Below are 20,596 nucleotides of genomic sequence, written 5' to 3'. Positions count from 1 at the left end.
GCTACATCACCTCCAGGGGGTTGACGACCTTGCCGTCGGCGCTGCCGGCAGGCTTGGCATCCGCGGAAGGCTTGATGAACAGGTTCGGGTTCGTGTAGTGCGGCTCGGGCAGCGGCGCGATGTTGCCGCGCTCGCCTACCTTGGACATCTCCTCAACCGTGCCGAAGTCGAGCGCGCGGGCCGGGCAGGCCTCCACGCACACCGGCTTCTCGCCGGCCGCCACGCGCTCGGCGCAGCCGTCGCACTTCACGGAGTGGCCCTTGGAGCGGTCCACCTTCGGCGCGTTGTACGGGCAGGCCATGTGGCAGTAGCCGCAGCCCACGCACTTGTCGGCGTCAACGGACACGAGGCCCGTCTCCGCATCCTTGTGCATGGCGCCCGTGGGGCACACCTTCGTGCACGCCGGGTCGTCGCAGTGGTTGCACGACAGCGACAGCGGGTAGCTCGTGCACGTGGAGGTGAAGCAGCCGTTGGCGTCCCTCACCGTCTCGCCGCTCGTCACCTCGTACACTTTGCGGTACGCGACGCCCAGGTCAAGATCCTTGTAATCCTTGCAGGCCATCTCGCAGGTCTTGCAACCGGTGCAGCGAGTGCCGTCGAAAGAAAATGCGTAATGCGTCATGATCTATCCTCTCCTTTCCTCGCCGCTATGCCTTCACGACTTCGCAGATGTTCGTGTGCTGCGGGTTGCCCTTCGACAGGGGCGAGGGACGCTGGGTCGTGAGCGTGTTGATGCTGCCGCCCTTGTCCACGCGGTCGCCCGCCATGTCGGCGTCGTGCCACGCGCCCTGGGAAACCGCCACCGTGCCGGGAACCACGCGGGGCGTGACCTTGGCCAACAGCTCGATCTCGCCGAACTCGTTCTTCACGCGCACCGTATCGCCCTGCTCGATGCCGCGGGGCTCCGCGTCCACCGGGTTGATCCAGGCTTCCTGCGGGTTGACCTCCTTGAGCTCGGGCATGAAGCCCCACGAGCTATGGATGCGGCCGCGGTAGTGGAAGCCGGACAGCGCGAGCGGGTACTCGTCGGTCGTGTTCTCCACGCCGTACCACTCGGGCAGGTACACGGGGATCGGGGGCATGGTGTCCAAGCCGGGCAGCGTGTCGTCGGCCTCGAGCTCCCAGCCCTCGGTGAATTCGAGCAGCTTCTCGGAGAATATCTCGATCTTGCCGGACGGCGTGTCCAGCTTGTTCGCCACCGGGTCGTCGCGGAACTTCTTCATGGACACCACCGGCGCGTGCTCCTCGATGTACACGCCCATCTCCACGGCCTCATCCCAGGTGGGAAGCTTCGGGCTCTTCTCGCGCGCCTTCTCGTACTGCTCCTTGATGCGCTCTTCCTCGGTCTTGCCCTCGGTGAACTCGTCGGCCACGCCGAACTTCTCGGCCATGAGCGTGGCCATCTCGTAGGCGGTCTTGCGCTCGAACTTGGGCGACGTGCAGGCCGTGCCCGTGATCATGTAGCCCGTGTCGGAGCCAGTGGAGATCTGCGAGGTCTGCTCGAAGCGGAACAGGTCGGGCAGGATGACGTCGGAGTACTTCAGCGAGTCGCACATGACCGTGTCGATGCCCAGGATGAACTCGCACTTGCTCTCGTCGGCCAGGACGTCGTGCGCCTTGTTGATGTCGGAGTGCTGGTTGGTCAGGCAGTTGCCGGCGTAGTTGATCATGTACTTGATGTTCACCTTGAGCGCGTCGGCGTTCTTCACGCCGGCGTTCTTCGCCGTCATCTCGGTGCCATGGTCGATGGCATCGGTGAACAGGAAGCACGGGATGGAGGTCTTCACCGGGTTCTTGCCGGCGTCCATGGACACGCTCGCCGGGCTCGTGCGGTCCTCGCGGGTGCCGTTGTTCGTGCCAGGCAGGCCGATCTGGCCCACCAGGCAGGGCAGCGCCATGATGGCCCAGGCCGTCCACTCGCCGTTGCTGCGGCGCTGCGGGCCCCAGCCCTGGTTCACGTAGAGGGGCTTCGTCGTGCCGATCTCCTCGGCCAGCTCCTCGATGCGCTCGGCCGGAATGCCGGTGATCTTGGCAGCCCACTCGGGCGTCTTCTCCACCTTGTCGTAGCCCTCGCCCATGATGTAGGAGTAGTAGGACAGGTTCTTGCCCTTATAGGCCTCGGGCATGGTCTCCTCGTCGTAACCCTGGCAGTACGTGTGCAGGAAGTCCAGGTCCACCAGGTCGTTCTTGATAAGGTAGTGGGCGATGCCGGCCACGAGCGCCGCATCGGTGCCCGGGTTGATGGGCAGCCACTGCTCGGAATGGCCCGAGATGGAGTCGTTCATGCGGTAGTCGATCATGTAGATCTTCGCGCCCGTGCGCTCGCGCAGGTGCACCCAGTCGTAGTGCGTGGTCAGGCCGCCCTGGCGCGTCTCGGTGGGGCTGGAGCCGAAGATGAGCACGAGCTTGGCGTCCTCCGCCGTCTTGAACGAGCTGCCGCCGTTGCCCTTGGAGCCGTACATGTAGGGCGTGATGCAGGAGATCTGCGCCGTGGAGTAGCTGTTGTAGAAGTTCAGGTAGCCGCCCACGAGGTTCAGGAAGCGGTTGAACGGACGCGACGTGGTGGCCGACACGCCGGTGGCGTAGGGCACGTACACGGCCTCGTTGCCGTACTTGTCGATGACCTCCTTGAGCTTCGTGGCTGCAAGGTCGATGGCCTCGTCCCAGCTGATCTGCTCGTACTTGCCCTCGCCGCGCTTCCCCACGCGCTTCATGGGGTAGTTGATGCGGTCGGGGCTGGCAAGCCAGCGACGATAGCTGCGGCCGCGCAGGCAGGCGCGCGGCTGCGGGTCGTCGAAGCCCGCGTCCTTGCTCGTGTAGGTATCCACCCACACCACTTCGTCATCCTGCACGTGGAACTTCAGGCTGCAGCGGCCCGGGCAGTTGATGGCGCAGTGGCCCCACGTGACGGTCTCCTCGGCGGCGGCATGCGCTTGCGGCACGCCCGCCCCGAAGAGCGTGTTCGTGGCGGCCACGCTGCCGCCCACGGCTGCCAGCGCACCGAGCGCACCGGTCGTCTTCATGAACGTACGGCGGCTCAGACTCGGCATGATGTCTGACATGACACTCCCCCTTCGGTAGTCCTCGATGCGTCCCGCGCCTCCCGCGCGGGACGCCTTGCCGGTCCGCCTTTCGGGTTCCCCCCAAGACGGAAACGGCTCCATAACGGGGCCTACCATACCCTTATCGGAGAAAACGCGTGTCACATAAAATGTGGGAACTTTGAGTATTCGCAGGTCAACTGCCTGCATGTGAGGGTGTATGTGACAGCGCTCCCCGCCGCCGCCCCAACCGTCAGCGCAGGGCGCTCAACAGTGCCGGCGGCGCCGTGAGCACCAGGCTGGGGTACGTGGCGTCCGCGGGAGGCAGCGGCGGGATGCTCGCCAGCTCGCCATAGGCGGCGCGGAGGTCGCGCATCTCGCCGAAATGGAGCGCGTCCTCGGGACAGGCTTCCACGCAAGCGGGCTGCTTGCCCGCCTCTATGACGGCGGCGCAGGCATCGCAGATGACGGCCACGCCATGGCGCGGGTCGATCTTCACCACACCGTAGGGGCACGCCCGGGCGCAGTCCCCGCACCCGGTGCAGAGGGCGGTCACCACGCTCATAAGGCCGGTACCCGGCTGCTTGCGCAACGCCTCCTCCGTGCAAGCAGCCATGCAGGCAGGGCGGGCGCAGTGCAGGCAGCTTACCGAGATGAAGTACGCAAACAAGATGAGCGAGCAGGTGCCGTCGGGCGCCTCCTCCCAAACGCCGCCTTCGTAGGAGGTCACGGTGCGGCAGGATAGCTCGTCCGGCACGCGGCACTGCGCACAGCAGGCGTCGACGCAGGCGCGGCATCCGACGCAGCGCACGGCGTCGACGTGAAATCCATAGGGCACGTTGTTCCTTTCATCATCCCCTCCGCTCCACAACCCATCACGTCATGGTATCGGGCACCGCTTCTGCAACGGTGCCGATCACCAGAGCATTCAACGAACCGTGGGCACCCCGTTGCCCCGGCGTAACGCGTGCCCCGGCCCTGCGGCAGGCACGGGCGAGCCCAATCGGCTATACTGCACTCCTGTCTCTCGTCGCATGTCCGATAAAACCCGGGGGAGCCCTTTGCAGCCAGCAGCCGTCATCCGCATACTGAAGCCGAACGTCACGTCGCTCGGCTACGCGCTGTTCCTGGCCATCAATGCCGCCGGCGTATGGGGAGGCGTGTTTCCGTTCCTGCCCTTGGAGTTCCAGACGCCCGAGATCGTGTTCTGGTTCTTCCTGGCGCAATCGCTCGTGTTCTCGGCAAGCTACTTCGCCAGCGCCTTCGGCGTGTACTTCCTGCCCGGGCCCACGCGGCGCTTCATGGTCATGCTGGCCGCCGCGCCTTACTTCCTTGGCTGGTGTTGCCTCATTGCGGCCATCTACCTGGACGCCTGGGCCCTTCCGCTCGTGGTGGTAGGCGGCGGCCTGCTGGGACTGGGTTCGGCCGGGTTCTTCATGCTGTGGCAGCGGCTGTTCGCCAGCTTCGATGCCGACCACGGCAACCGCGACCTCATCGTGGGCACGGCCTATGCGGCCGTCATGTACTTCGCGCTGTACCTCATACCGCAGGCGGTGACGGCCTACCTCATACCGCTTGTGTTCCTGCCGCTGTTCGGCCTGGCCATTGTTTTGAAAAGCCGCGAGATCGACCGCGACCAGCCCATGTTCGAGGACGTGCCGCGCGACCACCCGCACGTGTACCGCACCGTGGTGCGCGACTACTGGCGCAGCGCGTTCTGCGTGGGAGCGCTCGGGTTCTGCACGGGCATCATGCGCTCGTTGGCCATCGGCGAACCGCAGGTGGGAGCGCTGGTGAACGTGCTGTCCATGGCCGGCTCGCTCGTGGCGGCGGTCACGGTGCTGGTGCTGTGGCAGTTCAAGAACCTGCGCATGAACGTGGTGGGCGCCTACCGCGTGGTGTTCCCGTTCGTCATCACGTCGTTTCTGCTGCTGCCGTTCCTCATGGTGGCGTATGCGCAGTGGCTCGCGGCCATCCTGTACGCCGTGTACAGCGTGGCCATCGTGCTCATGATGATACAGTGCGCGCAGGCATCGCGCGACCGCGGCATCAACCCCGTGTTCGTGTACGGGTTCTTCGGCGGCGTGGTGTACGCGCTGCACGACGTGGGGTTCATCGGCGGGTCGTTCGCCGAGCAGATCTCCGTCACCGGCATCGAGCCGGTGGCCGTGGTGGCGCTGGTGGCCGTGTACCTGCTGGGGCTCATGTACTTCGTGGGACAGGGCGGGTTCCGCCGGATATTCGCACGCGGCAGCGACGCGGAGAGCATCGAGCTGGTGGCGCTGCGACCCGCCGGCGAGGCGGCGCGGCCCGCTGCCAAGGCCGCGCCCGCTGCGAAGGCAGCCCCCGTCGCGAAGGCGAAGCGTACGCCCGTGGCAAGCGAGCCCTTCTACCAGGACCGCATCTCGAAGCAGGCCGAGCTGCTGCGCCAGCACTACCGCCTGAGCGCACGCGAGACCGAGGTCATGGAGCTCATCGCGCGCGGCAATACCGTCGCCCGCATCGCCGAGGACCTCGTGGTGTCCGAGAACACCATCCGCACGCACTCCAAGCGCATCTACACCAAGCTGGACATCCACAAGAAGCAGGAGCTTTTGGACCTCATCGACTCGTTCGACCCGAGCGAGCTGGGGGACTAGGGCAGTTCGCAGGGCGCCTGCGCCGACCGCGCGGAAGGGGCTGCGTCGAATGCGACGCAGCCCCTGAATTCGCCCTGCGAACGCAGCGCCTTTAGAACTGCATGGCGTAGAACAGCACGCGGGCGGCCACGAGCGCGGCCAGCACCGCCACGTTGCCCAGGACCAGGTAGGGAACAGCCTTGGTCGCATCGGTCGCAGCCTGCCTGCGATAGCGCGCCTCGAGGTCGGGGACCACGTTGCCCTCGGCCGCCGGGCTGGCAGCTGCCGAATCGACGCTGTTCCACGGCATGGCCGCAGCGCCCGCCGTGCTGCCAAGGGGCGCCGCCGAGCGGCCCGAGCGCGGCCCGCTCAACGCCCCGCGCATGCAGGCGAGCGCCACCACGAACCCGGCGATGGACACGATAAGGTACACCCAGGCGCCTGGCACGGCATCGGCGCCAGGGAAGATCGCGGCCACTGTGGCCTGGGCGTTCATGAGCTGGACCGTGATGGCGAGGATAGACACCACCGCGCCCACGAGCGCCGTGACGAGCGCCGCCGTGCCGAAGCGCGTCTCGCGCGCCTCGGGAAGGGCCCTCGCAGCAGCCAGCATGAGCATGCCCAGCGGCACGCCGCTTGCCAGGCTGAAGCCGGCGAACCCGAGGGGCACGATGATCGAGGCCCACAGCGGGACGTCCGACATCATGTAGGCCGCGCCAATGGCCACCGAGTACACCACCGCCAGCACGGCGACCACCGTGGCGAACGCCTTGCGCGCGCCGTCGGACAGCCGGCCGACCATGGCCACGATCCAGTACACCAGCGCCACGACGGCGAACGCCACGGCCATGAACACCGCGAACCCGAACGCCCCGGGGTCTATCCCCTGGATAACCAGAAGCGCGCTTTGCGGCGTGTTCATGAACGCGACGGCCGCGATCACACCTACTGCCAAAATGACCAGGGGCAAAAGCGTCCATCGGTCGATACGCCGCAAGGTCTCCGCCGAGAAGCGCGTCGTGAGGAACGCAATGGCCAAGCCGATGAACGCGCCCGAGGCCATGGGCGCGGCCGCTGTGAAGAACACGAGCGGCAGTTGTAGATACACCAGATCCATAGAACCAACCTCCTTGAAGCGCTAGGCTCCTTCGAATGCCGTTATCCGCGGCTATCGTAGGCGCTCGCCCAAGGATGCTTCCGAGGCTATCCGCGATTCCTCTGAGCCGTTGCCGCCCCGAAGCGGTCCCGCGATGCGAAGGCCGGTGCGGCTCAGAGCGTGCAGCGTCCCGGGAGGAGCCCCGAAAGGACCTTCCGAGGACCGAGAGGCGTTCAGCGCAACCCGAAGACGTCCTTGATGGAGTAGACGCCGGCGGGCTTGCCGTCGAGGAACTGGGCGCAATCGACGGCGCCGCGGGCGAAGCAGTCGTCGCTGTAGGAGTAGTGCGTGATCTCCAGGCGCTCGCCCAGGCCGCCGAAGTACACCTTGTGGTCGCTCGTGATGTCGCCGGCGCGCAGCGAGCGGAAGCCCACGCCGCCGGGCTTGCGCGCGCCGTGGCCTGCGCGGCCGTATTCGGCCAGCTCGTCGAGCGTGGTGCCTTTGAGCTCGGCGATCATGTTGCCGATGATGACGGCCGTGCCGCTGGGCGCATCCAGCTTGTCGCGGTCGTGCTGGTCGATGATCTCGATGTCGCACTCGTCTGCAAGGGCGCGCGCGGCCGTTTCCACGAGCGCGAGCATGACGTTCACCATCTTGGAGGTGTTGCATTTGAAGATGACGGGGATGCGCTCGCCCGCCGCCTCGAAGCGCGCGAACTGCTCGGGCGTGAAGCCGGTGCTCGCGGTGACGAGGGCCTTGCCGTGCTCGACGGCCAGGTCGAGCGTGCGCAGGCACTGCTCCACGCTGGACACGTCGATGAGCGTGTCGCACTCGTCGATGACGGATGCAAGGTCGTCTGCCACGGGGATGCCCAGGTCGCGCCCGAGGCCTGCCACCTGGCCGAGGTCGCGACCGATGTAGTCTCGGCCGGCCGGCCCCACGCCGCCCACCAGCTCCATGCCCTCGCGCTCGTCCACGAAACGGCAGATGGGCTGGCCCATCTGCCCGTGGCACCCGACGACGATCACCTTCATGCCGCGCTCCTTCCCACCGTGTGGCAGCATCGCCAACAGGCGCGCTGCTCGTTTTCGCAAGTATAAGGGGTGCAGGCGGCGAAAGGCCTATGGCGAGTCGACAAAGGCGGGGTCGGGCTGCCTTCCGGCGCACACTAATCACCGATTTTTGCAGAATTTGGACGCTACCCGCTTTTCGCGGTTTCGCCATCAGGCATTTCCCCGGCCCATTCCTCAAAGCTCGGCCAGTCCCACGCCTCAGGGGCGGAAAACTGTAAAAAACTGGTGAATAGTGTGCGTCGGAAGGACTTTTCGGCAACCAACGAGCGCGGGCCTCGGGCATTGGCCCCGCGCGATAGCCACGGTGCCGCCCCGAACAGCGACCGCCCTATCGCCCCGAGCTGCAACCATATCGCCCCAGGCTTCGGCCATATCGCCGCCGGGTCAACTCCGGTCCTGCGGCCCTATTCCCCGGCGCCCTCCTCGCCGAACAGCACGTCGAACAGGTAGCGCGTGATGGTGGCGCGCCTCACCACGCCGACGAGCCTGCCGTCCTCGTCGATGACCGGCACCTTCTTGAACTTCTTCTTCGCCAGCACGTCGGCGATCTCGCCGATGGACTGGTCGGCCGTGACGCACAGCACCTTCTGCACGGCCAGCTCCATCACGTTGCGGTGCTTGAGCGCGCGGGCCTTCTCCTCGAAGGACTCGTTGTCGTACAGCACCATGTTGGCGTAGCCGCCGCCGAAGATGGAGCGCGTTTTCTGCGCGGCCACCGCCTTCATGATGTCGCCGTCGCTGATGAACCCCACCACGTGCCGGTCCTCGTCGATGACGGCCAGGCCGCTCGTGCCCAGCTCATTGAACAGGGCCACGATCTCGCCGAGGTTCTGGTCGTAGCGGCACGTGTACACGTCGCGCTCCATGATATCCCCGATGGTACGGTTCATCGTCCGGCTCCTTCCCGAGCTTCTTCCAGATCGACCGCACGCGGCGCCTCGGCCTGCGGCGCAGGCGTCGCGACTGCGCGCTTCTTCGTATTGTGCACCTTCAGCACGGCGACGATCAGCGCAATCGCGGCGACCGCCGCGGAAATGCCGTACGCCACGTCGATGCCCGCCGCCGTGGATGCCACCGGGCCCGCTTCGGCGTTCGCGGCGGTCACCATGGTCATCACGGTGACGATGAGCGCCGTGCTCACCGCGCCTCCCACCTGGCGGCCGGTGTTGCTGATGGCGTTGCCGTGCGCGATCATGTCGTTCGGCAGCGCGTTGATGCCCCAGGTGGTCACCGGCATGTTCGCCAGCGTGAGCCCCGAGGACTGGATGACGTAGAACGCCACGAGATACGCCACCGTCGTCTTGTCGTCGACGAAGGACAGCGCGGCCAGCGAGGCGGTGAGCCCCGTCAGGCCCACGATGGCGATGACGCGCGGGCCGAACTTGTCGAACAGCATGCCGCTGATCGGGCTCAGGAAGATGGTGGACACGGCACCCGGCGTCATGAGGATGCCGGTTTCGAACGCCGTGAGCCCCAGCACGTTCTGCAGGTAGATGGGCAGAATGACGCTGCCCACGGCCAGCGCCGAGTTCACCACCGTCACGATGACGGCCGAGTAGGCGAACGTCGGCGTCTTGAGGGCGCGCAGCTGCAGCAGCGGCTCGTCGAGATGCAGCTGACGGCGGACGAACCACGCGAGCGACACCACGCCCACCGCGATGCTGCCGACGACCACGGCGTTGCCCCAACCCAGCGTGCTGGCGCTGGAGAAGCCGTACAAAAGGCCGCCGAACGCGAACGTGGACAGGACGATGGACGGCACGTCGAGGTGCGGGCGCTTGAGCTCGCCCACGTTGGAGAGCAGAAAGAAGCTCACGACGAGCACGAGGACGGCGAGCGGGATCATCGACCAGAACATCATGCGCCAGCCCCACGCGTCGATGATGCCGCCCGCCAGCACGGGGCCGGCCGCCGGCGCGCAGCTCATCACGATGCCGGCCATGCCCATGGCCGTGCCTCGTTTCTCGGGCGGGAAGATGAGCATGGGCACCACGCCCACGAGCGGCAGCTGCACGCCCGCGCCCGCCGCCTGCAGGATGCGGCCCACGATGAGCAGCTCGAAGCTCGGCGCCGCCGCGCACAGCGCCGTGCCCACGATAAACGCCGCCATGGACGCGAAGAACAGCTTGCGCGTGGAGAAGCGGTCGATGAGGAACCCGGTGATGGGTACCATGATGCCGTTGACCAGCATGTAGATGGACGTCACCCACTGCGCGGTGCCGGCCGAGATGGCGAACGCGTCCATGAGCTTCGGCAAGGCCGGAGACAGGACGGTCTGGTTCAGGATGGCGAGGAACGCGCCGGCCAGCACGATGCCGATGACGGTGATCTCCTTGCGGGTCACCTTGTGCTGCCGGGCTATCAACTGTTGCTCGTTCAAGAGCGCATCAACTTCCTTTGCGAACGCGTCGGACGCCGAGCCGTGCCGAAGCGGCGGCGGGCGTCGACTATGAGGTTTCAGGGGAAAGAAGGTTGCGGGGAGGCGTCAGCGGACGCGCATCACCCGAGCGAGCTCGTTCAGCGCCAGCCTTGCCACACGCCCGGGCCGACCTCGCCCGTCGAGCGGAACGCGGCCGTGCGCGTGCGGCGGCGCGAAAGCTGCCGTGAGCAGGAATAGCGTTCGTGTATATGCAGAAGCGATTTCACAGCGGGCAAGTATACCGGAAGCCGAAACCCCCGTATCTTCGAGAAAGCAGGTCGCTCCAAGCGATTTCCACAGTTCCGGCAAAAAACGCAACGCCTCTCATGCCACGTTCTCCGAAATAGGGAGCCAGAAACCAGCGCTGGGCGGGTCGCGTCGAACGCACGACCCGCCCAGCGCCATCCGGCAGAAGGCGCTCCTACGCCTTGCGCACGTCCACCCACAGGTCGAACTGAGCGGCTCCCCCGCCGACGGGGTCGCACACGCCGCCTCCTCCCGCCTGGGTGCCGTCTTCGGGCAGAAGCTCGTTCATGCAGAAGCCGCGGCCGCGGCCGCCGGCGAAGCCGGTCTTCTGCTTGCCGGGCTCATCGCCGTCGAGGATGCCCTCCTCTTCGAGGTAGTCGGGCGCAGGCTCTACGGGCTCGCCGTCGATGCGCACGGCGCGGGCGGCGTAGCCCTGGTGGCCGAACGAGTAGTTCGCGCCCACCACGCCGGGGCGAATGCCCTCGGTCACGCGCACGTGGCCGGCCAAGATGCCCTCGGGGCCCACGATCTCCACGGCGTCGCCGTTCGCCAGCCCGCGCGCGGCGGCATCGGCCGGGGCCATCCACACGAAGTTCTCGGTGGTCAGCTCGCGCAGCCACGACGAGGCGATGGTGCGGTGCGTGCCGTTCGTGCGGGCCTTCCAGTTGACGAAGGCGAGCGGACGGTCGACCGAGCGCCCCATCGGCGTGCCGTCGGCCAGCGACACGGGAGCCGTGTGCGCCAAACCGTCGAAGTTTTCGCCGCTCAGGGCGTTTTTCAGCGAGGCCGTCTTCGGATCGTAGAACGCGCACAGACCGGCGTACCGCGTCTTGATGAGGTCGCCCTCGTAGCCGTCGCCCTTCGCCGGGTCGGCCGAGGCGAAGCGCCCGCCGCGGTTGAGCACGTACACCACCTTGGGCCACTCCTCCTCGGTAACCGCGGCCTTCCACGCCGCGAGGTCGAAGGCGTCGCCCAGCGCGCGGGTGCGGGCGCGCTCGAACAGGGCCAGCTCGTCGGCATCGGCGTCGGGCGCCGGCTTCTCGCCAGCGTACGCGATGTTCGCGGCCATCTTCAACCAGTAGTCGTACTCGGTCGAGAGCGCCGCCGCGCCGTCCGTGCCGCCCTTGCCCACCGGCACGGCGGCCTCGCCTGCGCCCGGCAGCCCGAGGCGCTGCATGAGGTCGAGGTACACGTCCTCCACCGAACGCGGGCCCTCGTAGGTGCGGACGGCCGGCTGCCCCAGCTGGATGAGCTGGTACTGCTGGTTGGGGTAGATTGACTCCTGGCTGAACCGCTCGAGGTAGGTCTTGTCGGGCAGCACGAAGTCGGCGAAGCGCGACGTGTCGCCGATCTCCACGTCGAACGACACGAGAAGGTTGATCTTGGCAGGATCGCCCAGCACGTCGCCCAGGCGCTGGCCGCCCGGCGTGGAGTCCACGAGCGAATGGCGGTGGATGAACAGCGCGCCCAGGTGGTCGTACACGTAGCCGGCGCGCAGGGTGGGCACGATCTCGTGCGAGAGGTTGCCCGGCAGCGGGTACCACGGACGCGGCGCGGGATAGCCGTCCTGCTTGAAGTAGCTGGTCTTCTCGTACTCGGTCTTCTGGCGCGTGATGGGAATGCCCCAGCCCGCGTGCGCGTCCGGCACGGTTTGCAGGTCGTAGCGGCCGGTGAACGGGGCGAACTTGGCACCGGCGGCAAGGTGCCCGCCCTTCCAATCGTGGTTGCCGATGAGGAAGTTGAGGTAGCCCACCGCGCGCACCGCGTCGAACCCGTTGGCGTGCATGGCCGGGCCGCGATAGCTCATGACGCAGGCGCGATTGCCGTGGCTCGTGAACTCGCGCGCGACCTCCTCCACCACGGCGGGCTCGATGCCCGCGTCGGCGGCGTACTCCTCGAGCGTCCGCTCGCCCACGCGCTCGCTCAACAGCTCGAACACGCTCTTCACGCGCGACGGCTTGCCCTTGATCTCGATCTCGGCATCCACCAGGAGGTCGGCCGCGCCCTCCACGGCGTCGGCAGCCACGAGCTGGCCGTCCACGAACACGAACCGCGCGTCTTCCGCCATGGGCTCGCCGTCGGCACCGGCTTCGCCGGCGCGGCCGAGCACCTTCGCCGTGACGATGGGCCGGTTCGGCAGATCGACGGCCACGAGATGCGTCGCGTCCGACCACGTGGGCTCTCCCAGCGCTGCGGCCGCCTTCTTGCCGGGCGCCGCCAGGTAACGGGCGTCGTAGCGCTCGTTCGCGAAGATCCACGACATCAGGGCGAAGGCCAGCTTGGCGTCCTTGCCGGGCATCACGGGCAGCCACGCGTCGGCCTTCGACGCGCTGCGCCCCTGGCGCGGGTCCACCACGTAGAGCTTCATGCCGCGCTCGCGCGCCGCCGACAGGCGCGGAGCCAGCCACGACGGCCCCTTGTTCGCCGTCATGGGCTCGGTGCCCCAGATGATAAGGCACTCGCAATGGTCGATGTCGGCGTACATGCGCTTGTGCTTCGTGGTGGGATGCGTGCGCACGTTGGCCATGACGCCCGTCATGCCGCATACGCCGCCGTGGTTGAAGTTGTTGACGGAGCCGAAGCCGTTCTGCGTGAGGCGGTCGCCGATGAGGAACATGCGGTCGCCGCCGGCCGAGCAGAACAGGTTGGACTTCGGGCCCAGGTCGGGGTGCTTCGTGTCGATGAGGACGTCGGCCCACTTCGCGTCGAACTCGCCCTGGGTCATCGCGCCGGACTCAACGAGCGTGACGTCGGCCTCCACCTGCTTCTTCGGCGCCCAGGCGTACCACTCGGCGATGCCCGGCGTGCCCAAGGTCGGCGAGCCGTGCACGATCTCGTCGAGCGCCGTGTCCCAGTCCACCGTCTCCCATTCGTCGTCGCCACGCGCGCCGACGCGTCGCAGGGGCTTCGTGATGCGGAACCGGTCGTGCGCCAGCTGGATGCCCGACTGGCCCTTGAGGCAGATCATGCCGCCGTTCGTCGCGCGACCCGCCACCGCCATGCCGCCGTCGGGCGAAAGCGCGTCCTCCGGGCGCGTCTCGTAGGGCACGGGCGCGTAGGGCTGCGAATTGAGCGGCGAGTACGGGTTGCCCGCTATCTTGCGCACGAGCGCCGTGGCTCCCTCGTTCGCCTCCGCGCCGTCGGCCGCGTCGGCCACGCGCACCTTGATGGTGCAGTACGTGTTGCAGTTGTTGCACATCGACAGGATCACGTCGTCGGCCGCGTACGCGCCGGTGGCGTTGCCGCGTCCGTGCGGCTTGTCGGTCAAAGGATCGTCGTTTTCCATGTAAGCCCCCAATCCGGTTCCCGTTGCCACGACGCCCAGCGCCACCGCGCAGCCCGCACCCACGACGGCGCGTCGCGACGGCGTGCCGAACATGCCGGCGCCCTGCTGCGCTTCGTCCTTACGCTGCACCTCCATCGCGCACCTCCTTGCCCGTCGAAACCTCATCGCGCGGCGACGCGCCGGACGCCGCACCGAGCACCGCATCCGCGCCCGCGTCCGCATACGCGCTCTCCACCTGCGCCTCGCCTTCGCTCGCGCCCACGCGCTCGAGCGGCAGCAGGCGCACGGCCAGCCCGTAGCAACCGACGGCCAAACCCAGCACGAACAGGGCCACCATCACCTCGCCTGCGCTGGGCACGTACGCCGGCAGGGGCATGCCGTCCAGCAGCGGCACGGAGAACCCGGCCACCACCAGCACGTAGCGCAACGCGAGGATGCCTGCCATCGCCGAGAGCGCCGCGCCCACGGCCCACGCGCCGCCGGCGATGCCGCGCCCATCGGCGCGCCCTGCGCGCGAGCGCGCGGCGCCCACCGCCAGCAGCAGGGCCGGCAGCACCAGTCCCAGGCCAATCTCGCCCGCCCAGAACAGCGGCGCCAACGAACCCGCCACCATCACCTGCACGGGCGCCGCCACCGCCGGGTCGCCCGACAGCAAAGCCGGGGCCACCTGAAAGAACACGCAGAACGCAAACGCGAGCAGCGACGCGGCCAGCACACGGTTCAATCCTGCGAGCACGCCACCGTCCGGCCGCGCCCCGCGCAAGCGGGCCAGCAACCGGTACGCCACGATGAGAAACGCCGCAGCCGTCACGATGGCCATGACGTAGAACAGCACCGACGTGACGCCGCCTTCCCACAGCCCGCGCGTCTTCACCGCGGCGAAGAACATGCCCGTGCCGCCCGGAGGCCCCACGAACGACGTGGCCACGCCCACGCCGGCCAGCACGCGGATCGCCAGGTTCACGTTGCCGCGCCGCCTGAGCGCCTCGGCGCTCGACGCGCCCGCAACCGCGCCCCCATCCCCGCCGCCTGCGTCCGCCGTGCGCGCATCGGCGGCCGCACGCTTGTCGTTCCACAGCACCAGCGCGAACTGCACGACGGCCACCGCCATGAAAAATAGGTACGCCTTGATCTCCCAGGCCAGCGGCGACGACCAGTGGAAGAACAGCAGCGTGCCCAGCGAATGGCGGATAGCGCCCAGATCGATGCCGATGAAGATCATCGACACGACAAGCGACACGACGCTCAAGCCGAGCGACAGGCGCGCAATGGGCGCGAAACGCGGCAGCCTCAGCAGGTACACGAGCGCCGACAGCAGGTACAAGCCGCCCGCCAGCCCCGAGAACCAGATGTACACCACCACCCACAAGCCCCAGGGCACGGCGTTCGTGGCCCCGGCCATGCCCAGCCCGTTGGCCAGCCGGTCGAACATGAAGTACGCGCCGGCCACCAGCAGCACGCCCACGATGACGGCCCACCCGGCGGTGACGCGGCGCGGGAACGGCGAGCCCAGCCCGAACCGGCGGCGCGCCTTGTGCGCATCAGATCCCATAGCCCTCACCTCGATCATTTCAGATAGTAGACGGACGGGTTCGTGCCCAGCTCTTCGCGCAGGCGGAAGGCGCGCGGCGAGGCCGCCAGCTGCGCTACCTTGGATTCCGGGTCGTTCAAGTCGCCGAAATACCGCGCGTCGCCGATGCACGTCTCGCAGCACGCCGGCGCCTCGCCCCAGGCAAGGCGATGCGCGCAGAACGTGCACTTGCGCACCGTGCCGTACGTGCCGACGTACTTCCCGCGCGCGCCGCGCTCCACGCCGTACTCGGGCGCCGTCACCTGATCGGCCGCCTGCATCTCAACGCCGTACGACGACCCCTCGTCGGCCGAGCGCGCGCCGTAAGGGCACGCGGCGATGCAGTACTTGCAGCCGATGCAGCGGTCGGCGTCGATCACCACGATGCCGTCGTCGCCCTTGTACGTGGCCTGCACCGGGCACACCGACACGCACGGCGGGTTCTCGCATTGCATGCACGGGCGCGGCAGCGCCTCGAGGCGCACGTTGGGGTACGCGCCCGTCTCCCGCTCCAGCACCACGTTGTACGTGATGCCGGGCGGCGTGCGGTTCTCCGCCTTGCACGCCACGGTGCACGAGTCGCACCCGACGCATTTCGCCAGATCGATGACCATGCCCCAATGCGGGCGGGAGGAATCTTCCATGCGGCACCTACTTTCCTAAACGGGGAGCACCACGACCCGAAAGGCCGCGGTGCCCCAAAGGAGAACAGGCGGTTCCAGGGGGAAAGGGAACCGCCTGCGGTAGCGGCCGTCGGCTGCCGAGGGGACACGGGCCGAGGCCGAGAAAGGTCAGAGGAACAGGACGGGCAGCGCGGCCAGGATAACCAGCAGCCGCAGCAGGAAGCCGCCCACGAGCACGCCCGCCTCGCCGATGAGGCTCACCACCAGCGACGTGGTGGACGTTTCCACCCGCTTCGCGATGAACACCGGGTAGCCCTCGATGCAGAACGGCGCCACGAGGCCCAGGATGACGATGCCGCCCCAGAACGCCGGCGCGTACTGCCCCGCTATCAGGGAGCTCACCGATGCCGCACCCTCGAAGCTGCCCGCGCTCACGATGACGAGCATGGTGAACAGCACCACCATCTCGATGGCCGACAGGATGACGTGCGACTTCTTGATGAGCCACATGTGCTCGAAGCGCTCGCGGTCGGTGACGAGGCCCACGAGCGACGTGGCCGCAAGCCCCGCCGACAGCGCCGACACCACGAACAGGATGGGCAAGATGGCGTTGTTCCACAGCGGGTACGCCTTCACCACGCCCAGCAAGAAGCCGGTGTAAGCCGCCACGGCGAACGCGAACACGATGCCGATCCACGTGAGCCACTTCGGCACCTTCTTCTTCAGTATCTCAAGAACAGCCGCCGCCAAGGCTACCGGCATATAGACGCAGATGAAGTACACGCCCAGCGTCATGACCGAGCCCGGGTTCGACACGAGCCAGAAGAAGCGCAAAGGGTTGTGCAGGCCCGCTTCGGCATCGATCATGAGCATGAGCAGGCCGATGCCCACAAACACGGGCGCGATGATACGGCCGGCGATGCGCATCTTGTTGCTGTCGGGATACTTGGCCTCCACGAACGCGGCCGTCAGGAACGCCCCGGCCGATGCGCCGGCCAGAAACAGGTACCAGGCAATCAAAGGTCCCCAAACCATGGTTTCATCACCTCACGTAGTAGATCTTGGAAGCGGTCAGGTTGCTTGCGAGCGGCTGCGCATGGTACTGCGCGATAGCCTTCGAGATGTCGCTTTCGGGGTCGTCGAGGTCGCCGAACACGCGCGCCCCGGATATGCACGTCCCCGCGCAGGCGGGCGGGTTGCCCGGTTCGCCGTTTTCCCAGCAGAAGCGGCACTTCTCCACCACGCCGGTCGACTCCTGCACGATGCGGGCCTGGTACGGGCACGCGGCCATGCAGTACTTGCAGCCGATGCACTTCTCCGGGTCCACCAGCACCACGCCGGAGTCCGTGACGTACGTGGCATGCGTGGGGCACACGGCCGCGCAGGGCGCGTCCTCGCAGTGCTGGCACTGGGTGGGCACGATCTCGTTGTACACGTTCGGGTACGTGCCGGTCTCCAGCTCGTGGAACTTGATGAACGACTCTCCGGGCTCCAGATGGTTCTTGGCCTGGCAGGCCAGGCGGCAGGCGTAGCAGCCCACGCACTTCTTCGTGTTGATAAGCATTCCGTAGCGTGCCATGTTATGCCTCCACCTTCTTCACCGTAACCGCAACCTCCTGGCTCATCATGGAGCCCACGCCCGGTTCCATGTCGAACGGGATGAAATCCGTGAGCGCGATGCCGTAGCGGTACGCGCGCGTCTGGGCCGGCGAGTCGCCGCCGTAGTGCGTGGGCAGGAACACCACGCCGGGCTTGAGGCGCTGCGTCACACGGGCCTCCACCTGGCCCACGTGCTCGCTCGATGCCACTTCCACGGTGTCGCCCGTCTGCACGCCCAAATCCTCGGCGTCCTGGGCGGATATCCACAGGCGCTCCATGTGGTACTCGCGCGAGATGGCGTTCAGGCAGGCGATGTTCTGCGTCATGGTATGGGAGTGGATGCCCTGCTTGCCGCCCACGATGGCGAACTCGCCATCCTTCGGCGTAACCTTGCGCGGGATCCACCCGATGACCGGGTTCAGGCCCGCAGCGCCCACGGCCTCGGAGGAGAACTCGAACTTGCCCGACGGCGTCTTGAACTTCGGCGTGCCGTACTGGAAGTTGGGGTCGGGCAGCTCCACCACGCCCTCCCGCTTCATGGTGTCGAGGTCCACGCCCACGGTGGCCAGCTGAGCGGCGGCCAGGTCCTCGGCTGTGAACTGGAAGTACTCGCCCACGCCGCAGGCCTCGGCCAGGCCGTTGAATATCTCGTCGCAGGTCTTGGCGTCTGGCAGCACCTTGTCGATGGCCACGGTGCGCATGCCCACGAAGTGCTTCTTGCCGCCGATCCACTCGGGCAGCTCCAGGCGCTCCAGGTACGTGACCTCGGGCAGCACGTAGTCGGACTGCAGCGCCGTCTCGGACATCTGCACGTCGATGGTCACGGCGAGCTCGGCCTTCTGCAGCGCCTCCGTCCACATCTTCGGCTGCGCGTAGCCCTTCGCGGCGTTGGAGTTGTAGAAGAAGAGGCCCTTGATGGTTCCGTCGAGCGCCGCCTTGAGAGCGGCCAGGTTCGTGCCGGCGCTGTCGAGGGCGAGCGGGTACTCCTTGTTGCCCACGCGCTTGGCCTGGGGCTTCGGCGGGTCGGCGAAGCGGGCGTCAGCCAGCTTGCCGGCCGCCGGCGACGACGTGAGCAGCGCGCCGCCCTTGGCGCCGTAGGAGCCCAGGAGCGCGTTCACGGCCGAGGCGGCACGGGCCGTCTCGAAAGAGTTCTGGTACGAGCAGCCGATGACGGCGCGCCAGCCCGCCTCGATGGAGGCGGCGGGGGCGGCCTTCGCCATGGCGCGCGCCAACTCCCGGATGCGCTCGGCGGGCACGTCGATGATCTTGGCGGCCCACTCGGGCGTGTAGTTCCTGGCCTGGGCGGCGAACTCGTCGAAGCCCGCGGTGCTCTGCTCCACGAAGCCGTGGTCGTAGAGGTCCTCCTCGATGAGCACGTTGCAGAGCGCCAGGATGAACGCCAGGTCGGTGCCCGGGTTGATGGGTACCCAGTCGCTCGAGAAGATGCCGGAGTTGTTGAGGCGCGGGTCAACGCTCACGATGCGCGTACCGGCTTCCTTGGCCGATGCGAGGCTCTGCACGGACGAGGGGCGGATGCCGTCGCCGTAGCTGCGGCCGATGAACATGACCATCTTCGCGTTGGCGAAGTCGGTGGAGTAGTTCGACGCGCCCATGGTCTGCTGGTAGGCGCTCTCCTTCGACAGGTTGCACGACGAGGAGTGCGCGTACACGTTCGGACTGCCCAGCGCGTTCATGAAGCGCTTGGAGTAGTACTTGCCCGACGGGCGCGGGTCCTGGATGATGGCGAGGGACTCGGGGCCGTCCTTGGCGATGATGGCCTGCACCTTCTCGCCGATCTCACGGAAGGCCGTGTCCCAGTCGATGGGCTCGAACTCGCCGCCCTCCTTGCGGCGCAGGGGCTGCGTGACGCGCTCGTCCGAGTACGCCAACTGGGCCAAGCCATGGCCGCGGCCGCAGATGCGGCCCTTCGAGTAGGGGTGCACCTCGCTGCCCTTGAGCGTGTACAGCCTGCCGCCCACCGTGGTAGCCACAAGGCCGCATTTGCTGGAGCAGCCGTTGCAGAGCGACGGCGCCGTCTTCACCTCGCCGGACGCCGCGCCATCCGCCTCGGCGGCCTGCGCCTCGGCGCGCCAGGCGCCGAGCGAGAGCGACCCCGCGGCGGCGAGGGCGGCCGTGGCGGCCGTCCCCTTCAGAAACGTTCGCCTTGAAACGTCTTCGAACATCCCATTCCTCCCTTTCGTCTTTTCATGCTGATCGGTTTTGGTGAGGCAGGGGGCGGGATGACGCCCTATCCACGACGGAGCATCATCCCGTCCCCCTGCCTCACCCTGCACCTGTCTTCGTCGCAGCCCGCCCGGCCAGCGCGACGAGGGCGCGCAGGTGGGCGATGCCCTCCGCGAGCGCCGCACGGCGGGCGTTGTCGAGCCGCTCGGAGCGGGCGGCCCCATCGGCGCTGCGGCACAGCGCGGCGTCGTAGTCGTCCAGCCAGTCCAGGTGGTCGCGGGCGACGTCGGACGCCGCCTGGGCATTGCCGTTCTGCAAAAACAGGGCCAGCAGGTCGAGCGTGAGCGCCAGATGGTCGGGCGTGGCGGCGAAATGCGCGGGAACCTCTATCTGGAGCGTCGCGTACACGCTTTGCAGGTGGCGCGCCGCATCGCCCAGGTACAGGCCGCGCTGGGCGCCGAAGGCGTTGCCCGGTGCGGACGACCACGGCTTGTAGAGCGATTCCACCGGCAGCGCTGCCAGCGGCATGCCGGGAAGGAGCACCTCGTTCTGCAGCGTTGAGCGCACCTCCCACGAAGGAAGCGCGAAAGGATGCGGGAAGAGGGCGCCTCCGGCTCCGCCTGAGAACGCCTCGTCGGGAAACGGGCTCGCCGCATCGTCCTCGGCCGCGCACACTGCTTTCCGGCCCGCCCCATCGAGGAGCACCGCTGCCGCATCGCGCACCTCCGGCTGCATGGCGATTTTGGATACGTCGCCGTATTCCGCTTCGGTGAGAACGGAAAACAAAGGCGCAATGAGCGATAATACGGTGACTACGTTCGAAGTCGCGTCCACGGCGGGT

The 20,596-nt window shown here is 67.5% G+C and carries 15 protein-coding genes; 1 reads left to right on the top strand and 14 read right to left on the bottom strand.

Features of this window, described 5'->3' with window-relative positions; genetic code table 11:
• Window position 1 precedes the first annotated feature (1 nt).
• From C1877_RS01270 to C1877_RS01260, 3 genes are all read right to left on the bottom strand, one after another.
• The gene (locus tag C1877_RS01270; RefSeq protein WP_015539092.1) at window positions 2-622 is read right to left on the bottom strand and encodes a 4Fe-4S dicluster domain-containing protein; all 621 of its coding nucleotides are present in this window, start codon (window positions 620-622) and stop codon (window positions 2-4) included.
• A 25-nt stretch (window positions 623-647) separates the two neighbouring features.
• Window positions 648-3,062, bottom strand: a complete 2,415-nt coding sequence (locus C1877_RS01265; protein ID WP_015539093.1) for a DMSO/selenate family reductase complex A subunit — start codon at window positions 3,060-3,062, stop codon at window positions 648-650.
• Window positions 3,063-3,294: 232 nt separating this feature from the next.
• Window positions 3,295-3,879 carry a 4Fe-4S dicluster domain-containing protein gene (locus C1877_RS01260; RefSeq protein WP_041239097.1) on the bottom strand — a complete coding sequence of 195 codons (585 nt, stop codon included), beginning with the start codon at window positions 3,877-3,879 and terminating at the stop codon, window positions 3,295-3,297.
• A gap of 223 nt (window positions 3,880-4,102) precedes the next feature.
• On the opposite strand from C1877_RS01260, the gene C1877_RS01255 reads away from it, so the two are divergent.
• Window positions 4,103-5,680: a helix-turn-helix transcriptional regulator gene (locus C1877_RS01255; RefSeq protein WP_114568138.1), complete on the top strand. Its 1,578-nt coding sequence runs from the start codon at window positions 4,103-4,105 to the stop codon at window positions 5,678-5,680.
• Window positions 5,681-5,771: 91 nt separating this feature from the next.
• Here the strand turns inward: C1877_RS01255 and C1877_RS01250 are convergent, their stop codons facing one another.
• The 11 genes from C1877_RS01250 to C1877_RS01200 form a co-directional block, all read right to left on the bottom strand.
• Window positions 5,772-6,776 (bottom strand): DmsC/YnfH family molybdoenzyme membrane anchor subunit, encoded by a 1,005-nt coding sequence (locus C1877_RS01250; RefSeq protein WP_114568137.1) that lies wholly within the window; start codon window positions 6,774-6,776, stop codon window positions 5,772-5,774.
• A gap of 212 nt (window positions 6,777-6,988) precedes the next feature.
• On the bottom strand, window positions 6,989-7,789 hold the full coding sequence (gene dapB, locus C1877_RS01245) for a 4-hydroxy-tetrahydrodipicolinate reductase (RefSeq protein ID WP_114568136.1): 801 nt from the start codon (window positions 7,787-7,789) through the stop codon (window positions 6,989-6,991).
• A 443-nt stretch (window positions 7,790-8,232) separates the two neighbouring features.
• Window positions 8,233-8,718 carry a CBS domain-containing protein gene (locus C1877_RS01240; RefSeq protein WP_015539096.1) on the bottom strand — a complete coding sequence of 162 codons (486 nt, stop codon included), beginning with the start codon at window positions 8,716-8,718 and terminating at the stop codon, window positions 8,233-8,235.
• Window positions 8,715-10,208, bottom strand: a complete 1,494-nt coding sequence (locus tag C1877_RS01235; protein WP_181813763.1) for a DHA2 family efflux MFS transporter permease subunit — start codon at window positions 10,206-10,208, stop codon at window positions 8,715-8,717. Before C1877_RS01235 ends, C1877_RS01240 begins: the two co-directional genes overlap by 4 nt.
• A 460-nt stretch (window positions 10,209-10,668) precedes the next feature.
• Window positions 10,669-13,914 (bottom strand): molybdopterin-dependent oxidoreductase, encoded by a 3,246-nt coding sequence (locus C1877_RS01230; protein ID WP_114568134.1) that lies wholly within the window; start codon window positions 13,912-13,914, stop codon window positions 10,669-10,671.
• Window positions 13,898-15,331, bottom strand: a complete 1,434-nt coding sequence (gene nrfD, locus C1877_RS01225) for an NrfD/PsrC family molybdoenzyme membrane anchor subunit (protein ID WP_114568279.1) — start codon at window positions 15,329-15,331, stop codon at window positions 13,898-13,900. The genes C1877_RS01230 and nrfD (C1877_RS01225) overlap by 17 nt, the downstream gene beginning before the upstream one ends.
• A 14-nt stretch (window positions 15,332-15,345) precedes the next feature.
• On the bottom strand, window positions 15,346-15,993 hold the full coding sequence (locus C1877_RS01220) for a 4Fe-4S dicluster domain-containing protein (protein ID WP_114568133.1): 648 nt from the start codon (window positions 15,991-15,993) through the stop codon (window positions 15,346-15,348).
• 147 nt (window positions 15,994-16,140) lie between these two features.
• Window positions 16,141-17,007 (bottom strand): NrfD/PsrC family molybdoenzyme membrane anchor subunit, encoded by an 867-nt coding sequence (gene nrfD / locus C1877_RS01215; protein WP_114568132.1) that lies wholly within the window; start codon window positions 17,005-17,007, stop codon window positions 16,141-16,143.
• Between the two features lie 7 nt (window positions 17,008-17,014).
• Window positions 17,015-17,551 carry a 4Fe-4S dicluster domain-containing protein gene (locus C1877_RS01210; RefSeq protein WP_114568131.1) on the bottom strand — a complete coding sequence of 179 codons (537 nt, stop codon included), beginning with the start codon at window positions 17,549-17,551 and terminating at the stop codon, window positions 17,015-17,017.
• Window position 17,552: 1 nt separating this feature from the next.
• Window positions 17,553-19,754 carry a molybdopterin-containing oxidoreductase family protein gene (locus C1877_RS01205; RefSeq protein ID WP_114568130.1) on the bottom strand — a complete coding sequence of 734 codons (2,202 nt, stop codon included), beginning with the start codon at window positions 19,752-19,754 and terminating at the stop codon, window positions 17,553-17,555.
• Window positions 19,755-19,854: 100 nt separating this feature from the next.
• Window positions 19,855-20,589, bottom strand: coding sequence for a molecular chaperone TorD family protein (locus tag C1877_RS01200; protein ID WP_227154854.1), 735 nt, complete (start codon window positions 20,587-20,589; stop codon window positions 19,855-19,857).
• Window positions 20,590-20,596: the final 7 nt, after the last annotated feature.

The organism is Gordonibacter pamelaeae, from assembly GCF_003340385.1.
Taxonomy (GTDB): Bacteria; Actinomycetota; Coriobacteriia; order Coriobacteriales; family Eggerthellaceae; genus Gordonibacter; species Gordonibacter pamelaeae.
Note: the sequence above shows the minus strand (reverse complement) of the source record. Positions and strands in the feature narration are given on the sequence as shown.

What these genes read in the sequence shown, in the direction of transcription:
- C1877_RS01270 (WP_015539092.1), bottom strand. Translation starts at nt 622, where the DNA reads ATGACGCATTACGCATTTTCTTTCGACGGCACTCGCTGCACCGGTTGC.
- C1877_RS01265 (WP_015539093.1), bottom strand. Translation starts at nt 3,062, where the DNA reads ATGTCAGACATCATGCCGAGTCTGAGCCGCCGTACGTTCATGAAGACG.
- C1877_RS01250 (WP_114568137.1), bottom strand. Translation starts at nt 6,776, where the DNA reads ATGGATCTGGTGTATCTACAACTGCCGCTCGTGTTCTTCACAGCGGCC.
- dapB (WP_114568136.1), bottom strand. Translation starts at nt 7,789, where the DNA reads ATGAAGGTGATCGTCGTCGGGTGCCACGGGCAGATGGGCCAGCCCATC.
- C1877_RS01240 (WP_015539096.1), bottom strand. Translation starts at nt 8,718, where the DNA reads ATGAACCGTACCATCGGGGATATCATGGAGCGCGACGTGTACACGTGC.
- C1877_RS01230 (WP_114568134.1), bottom strand. Translation starts at nt 13,914, where the DNA reads ATGGAGGTGCAGCGTAAGGACGAAGCGCAGCAGGGCGCCGGCATGTTC.
- nrfD (WP_114568279.1), bottom strand. Translation starts at nt 15,331, where the DNA reads ATGGGATCTGATGCGCACAAGGCGCGCCGCCGGTTCGGGCTGGGCTCG.
- C1877_RS01220 (WP_114568133.1), bottom strand. Translation starts at nt 15,993, where the DNA reads ATGGAAGATTCCTCCCGCCCGCATTGGGGCATGGTCATCGATCTGGCG.
- nrfD (WP_114568132.1), bottom strand. Translation starts at nt 17,007, where the DNA reads ATGGTTTGGGGACCTTTGATTGCCTGGTACCTGTTTCTGGCCGGCGCA.
- C1877_RS01210 (WP_114568131.1), bottom strand. Translation starts at nt 17,551, where the DNA reads ATGGCACGCTACGGAATGCTTATCAACACGAAGAAGTGCGTGGGCTGC.
- C1877_RS01205 (WP_114568130.1), bottom strand. Translation starts at nt 19,754, where the DNA reads ATGTTCGAAGACGTTTCAAGGCGAACGTTTCTGAAGGGGACGGCCGCC.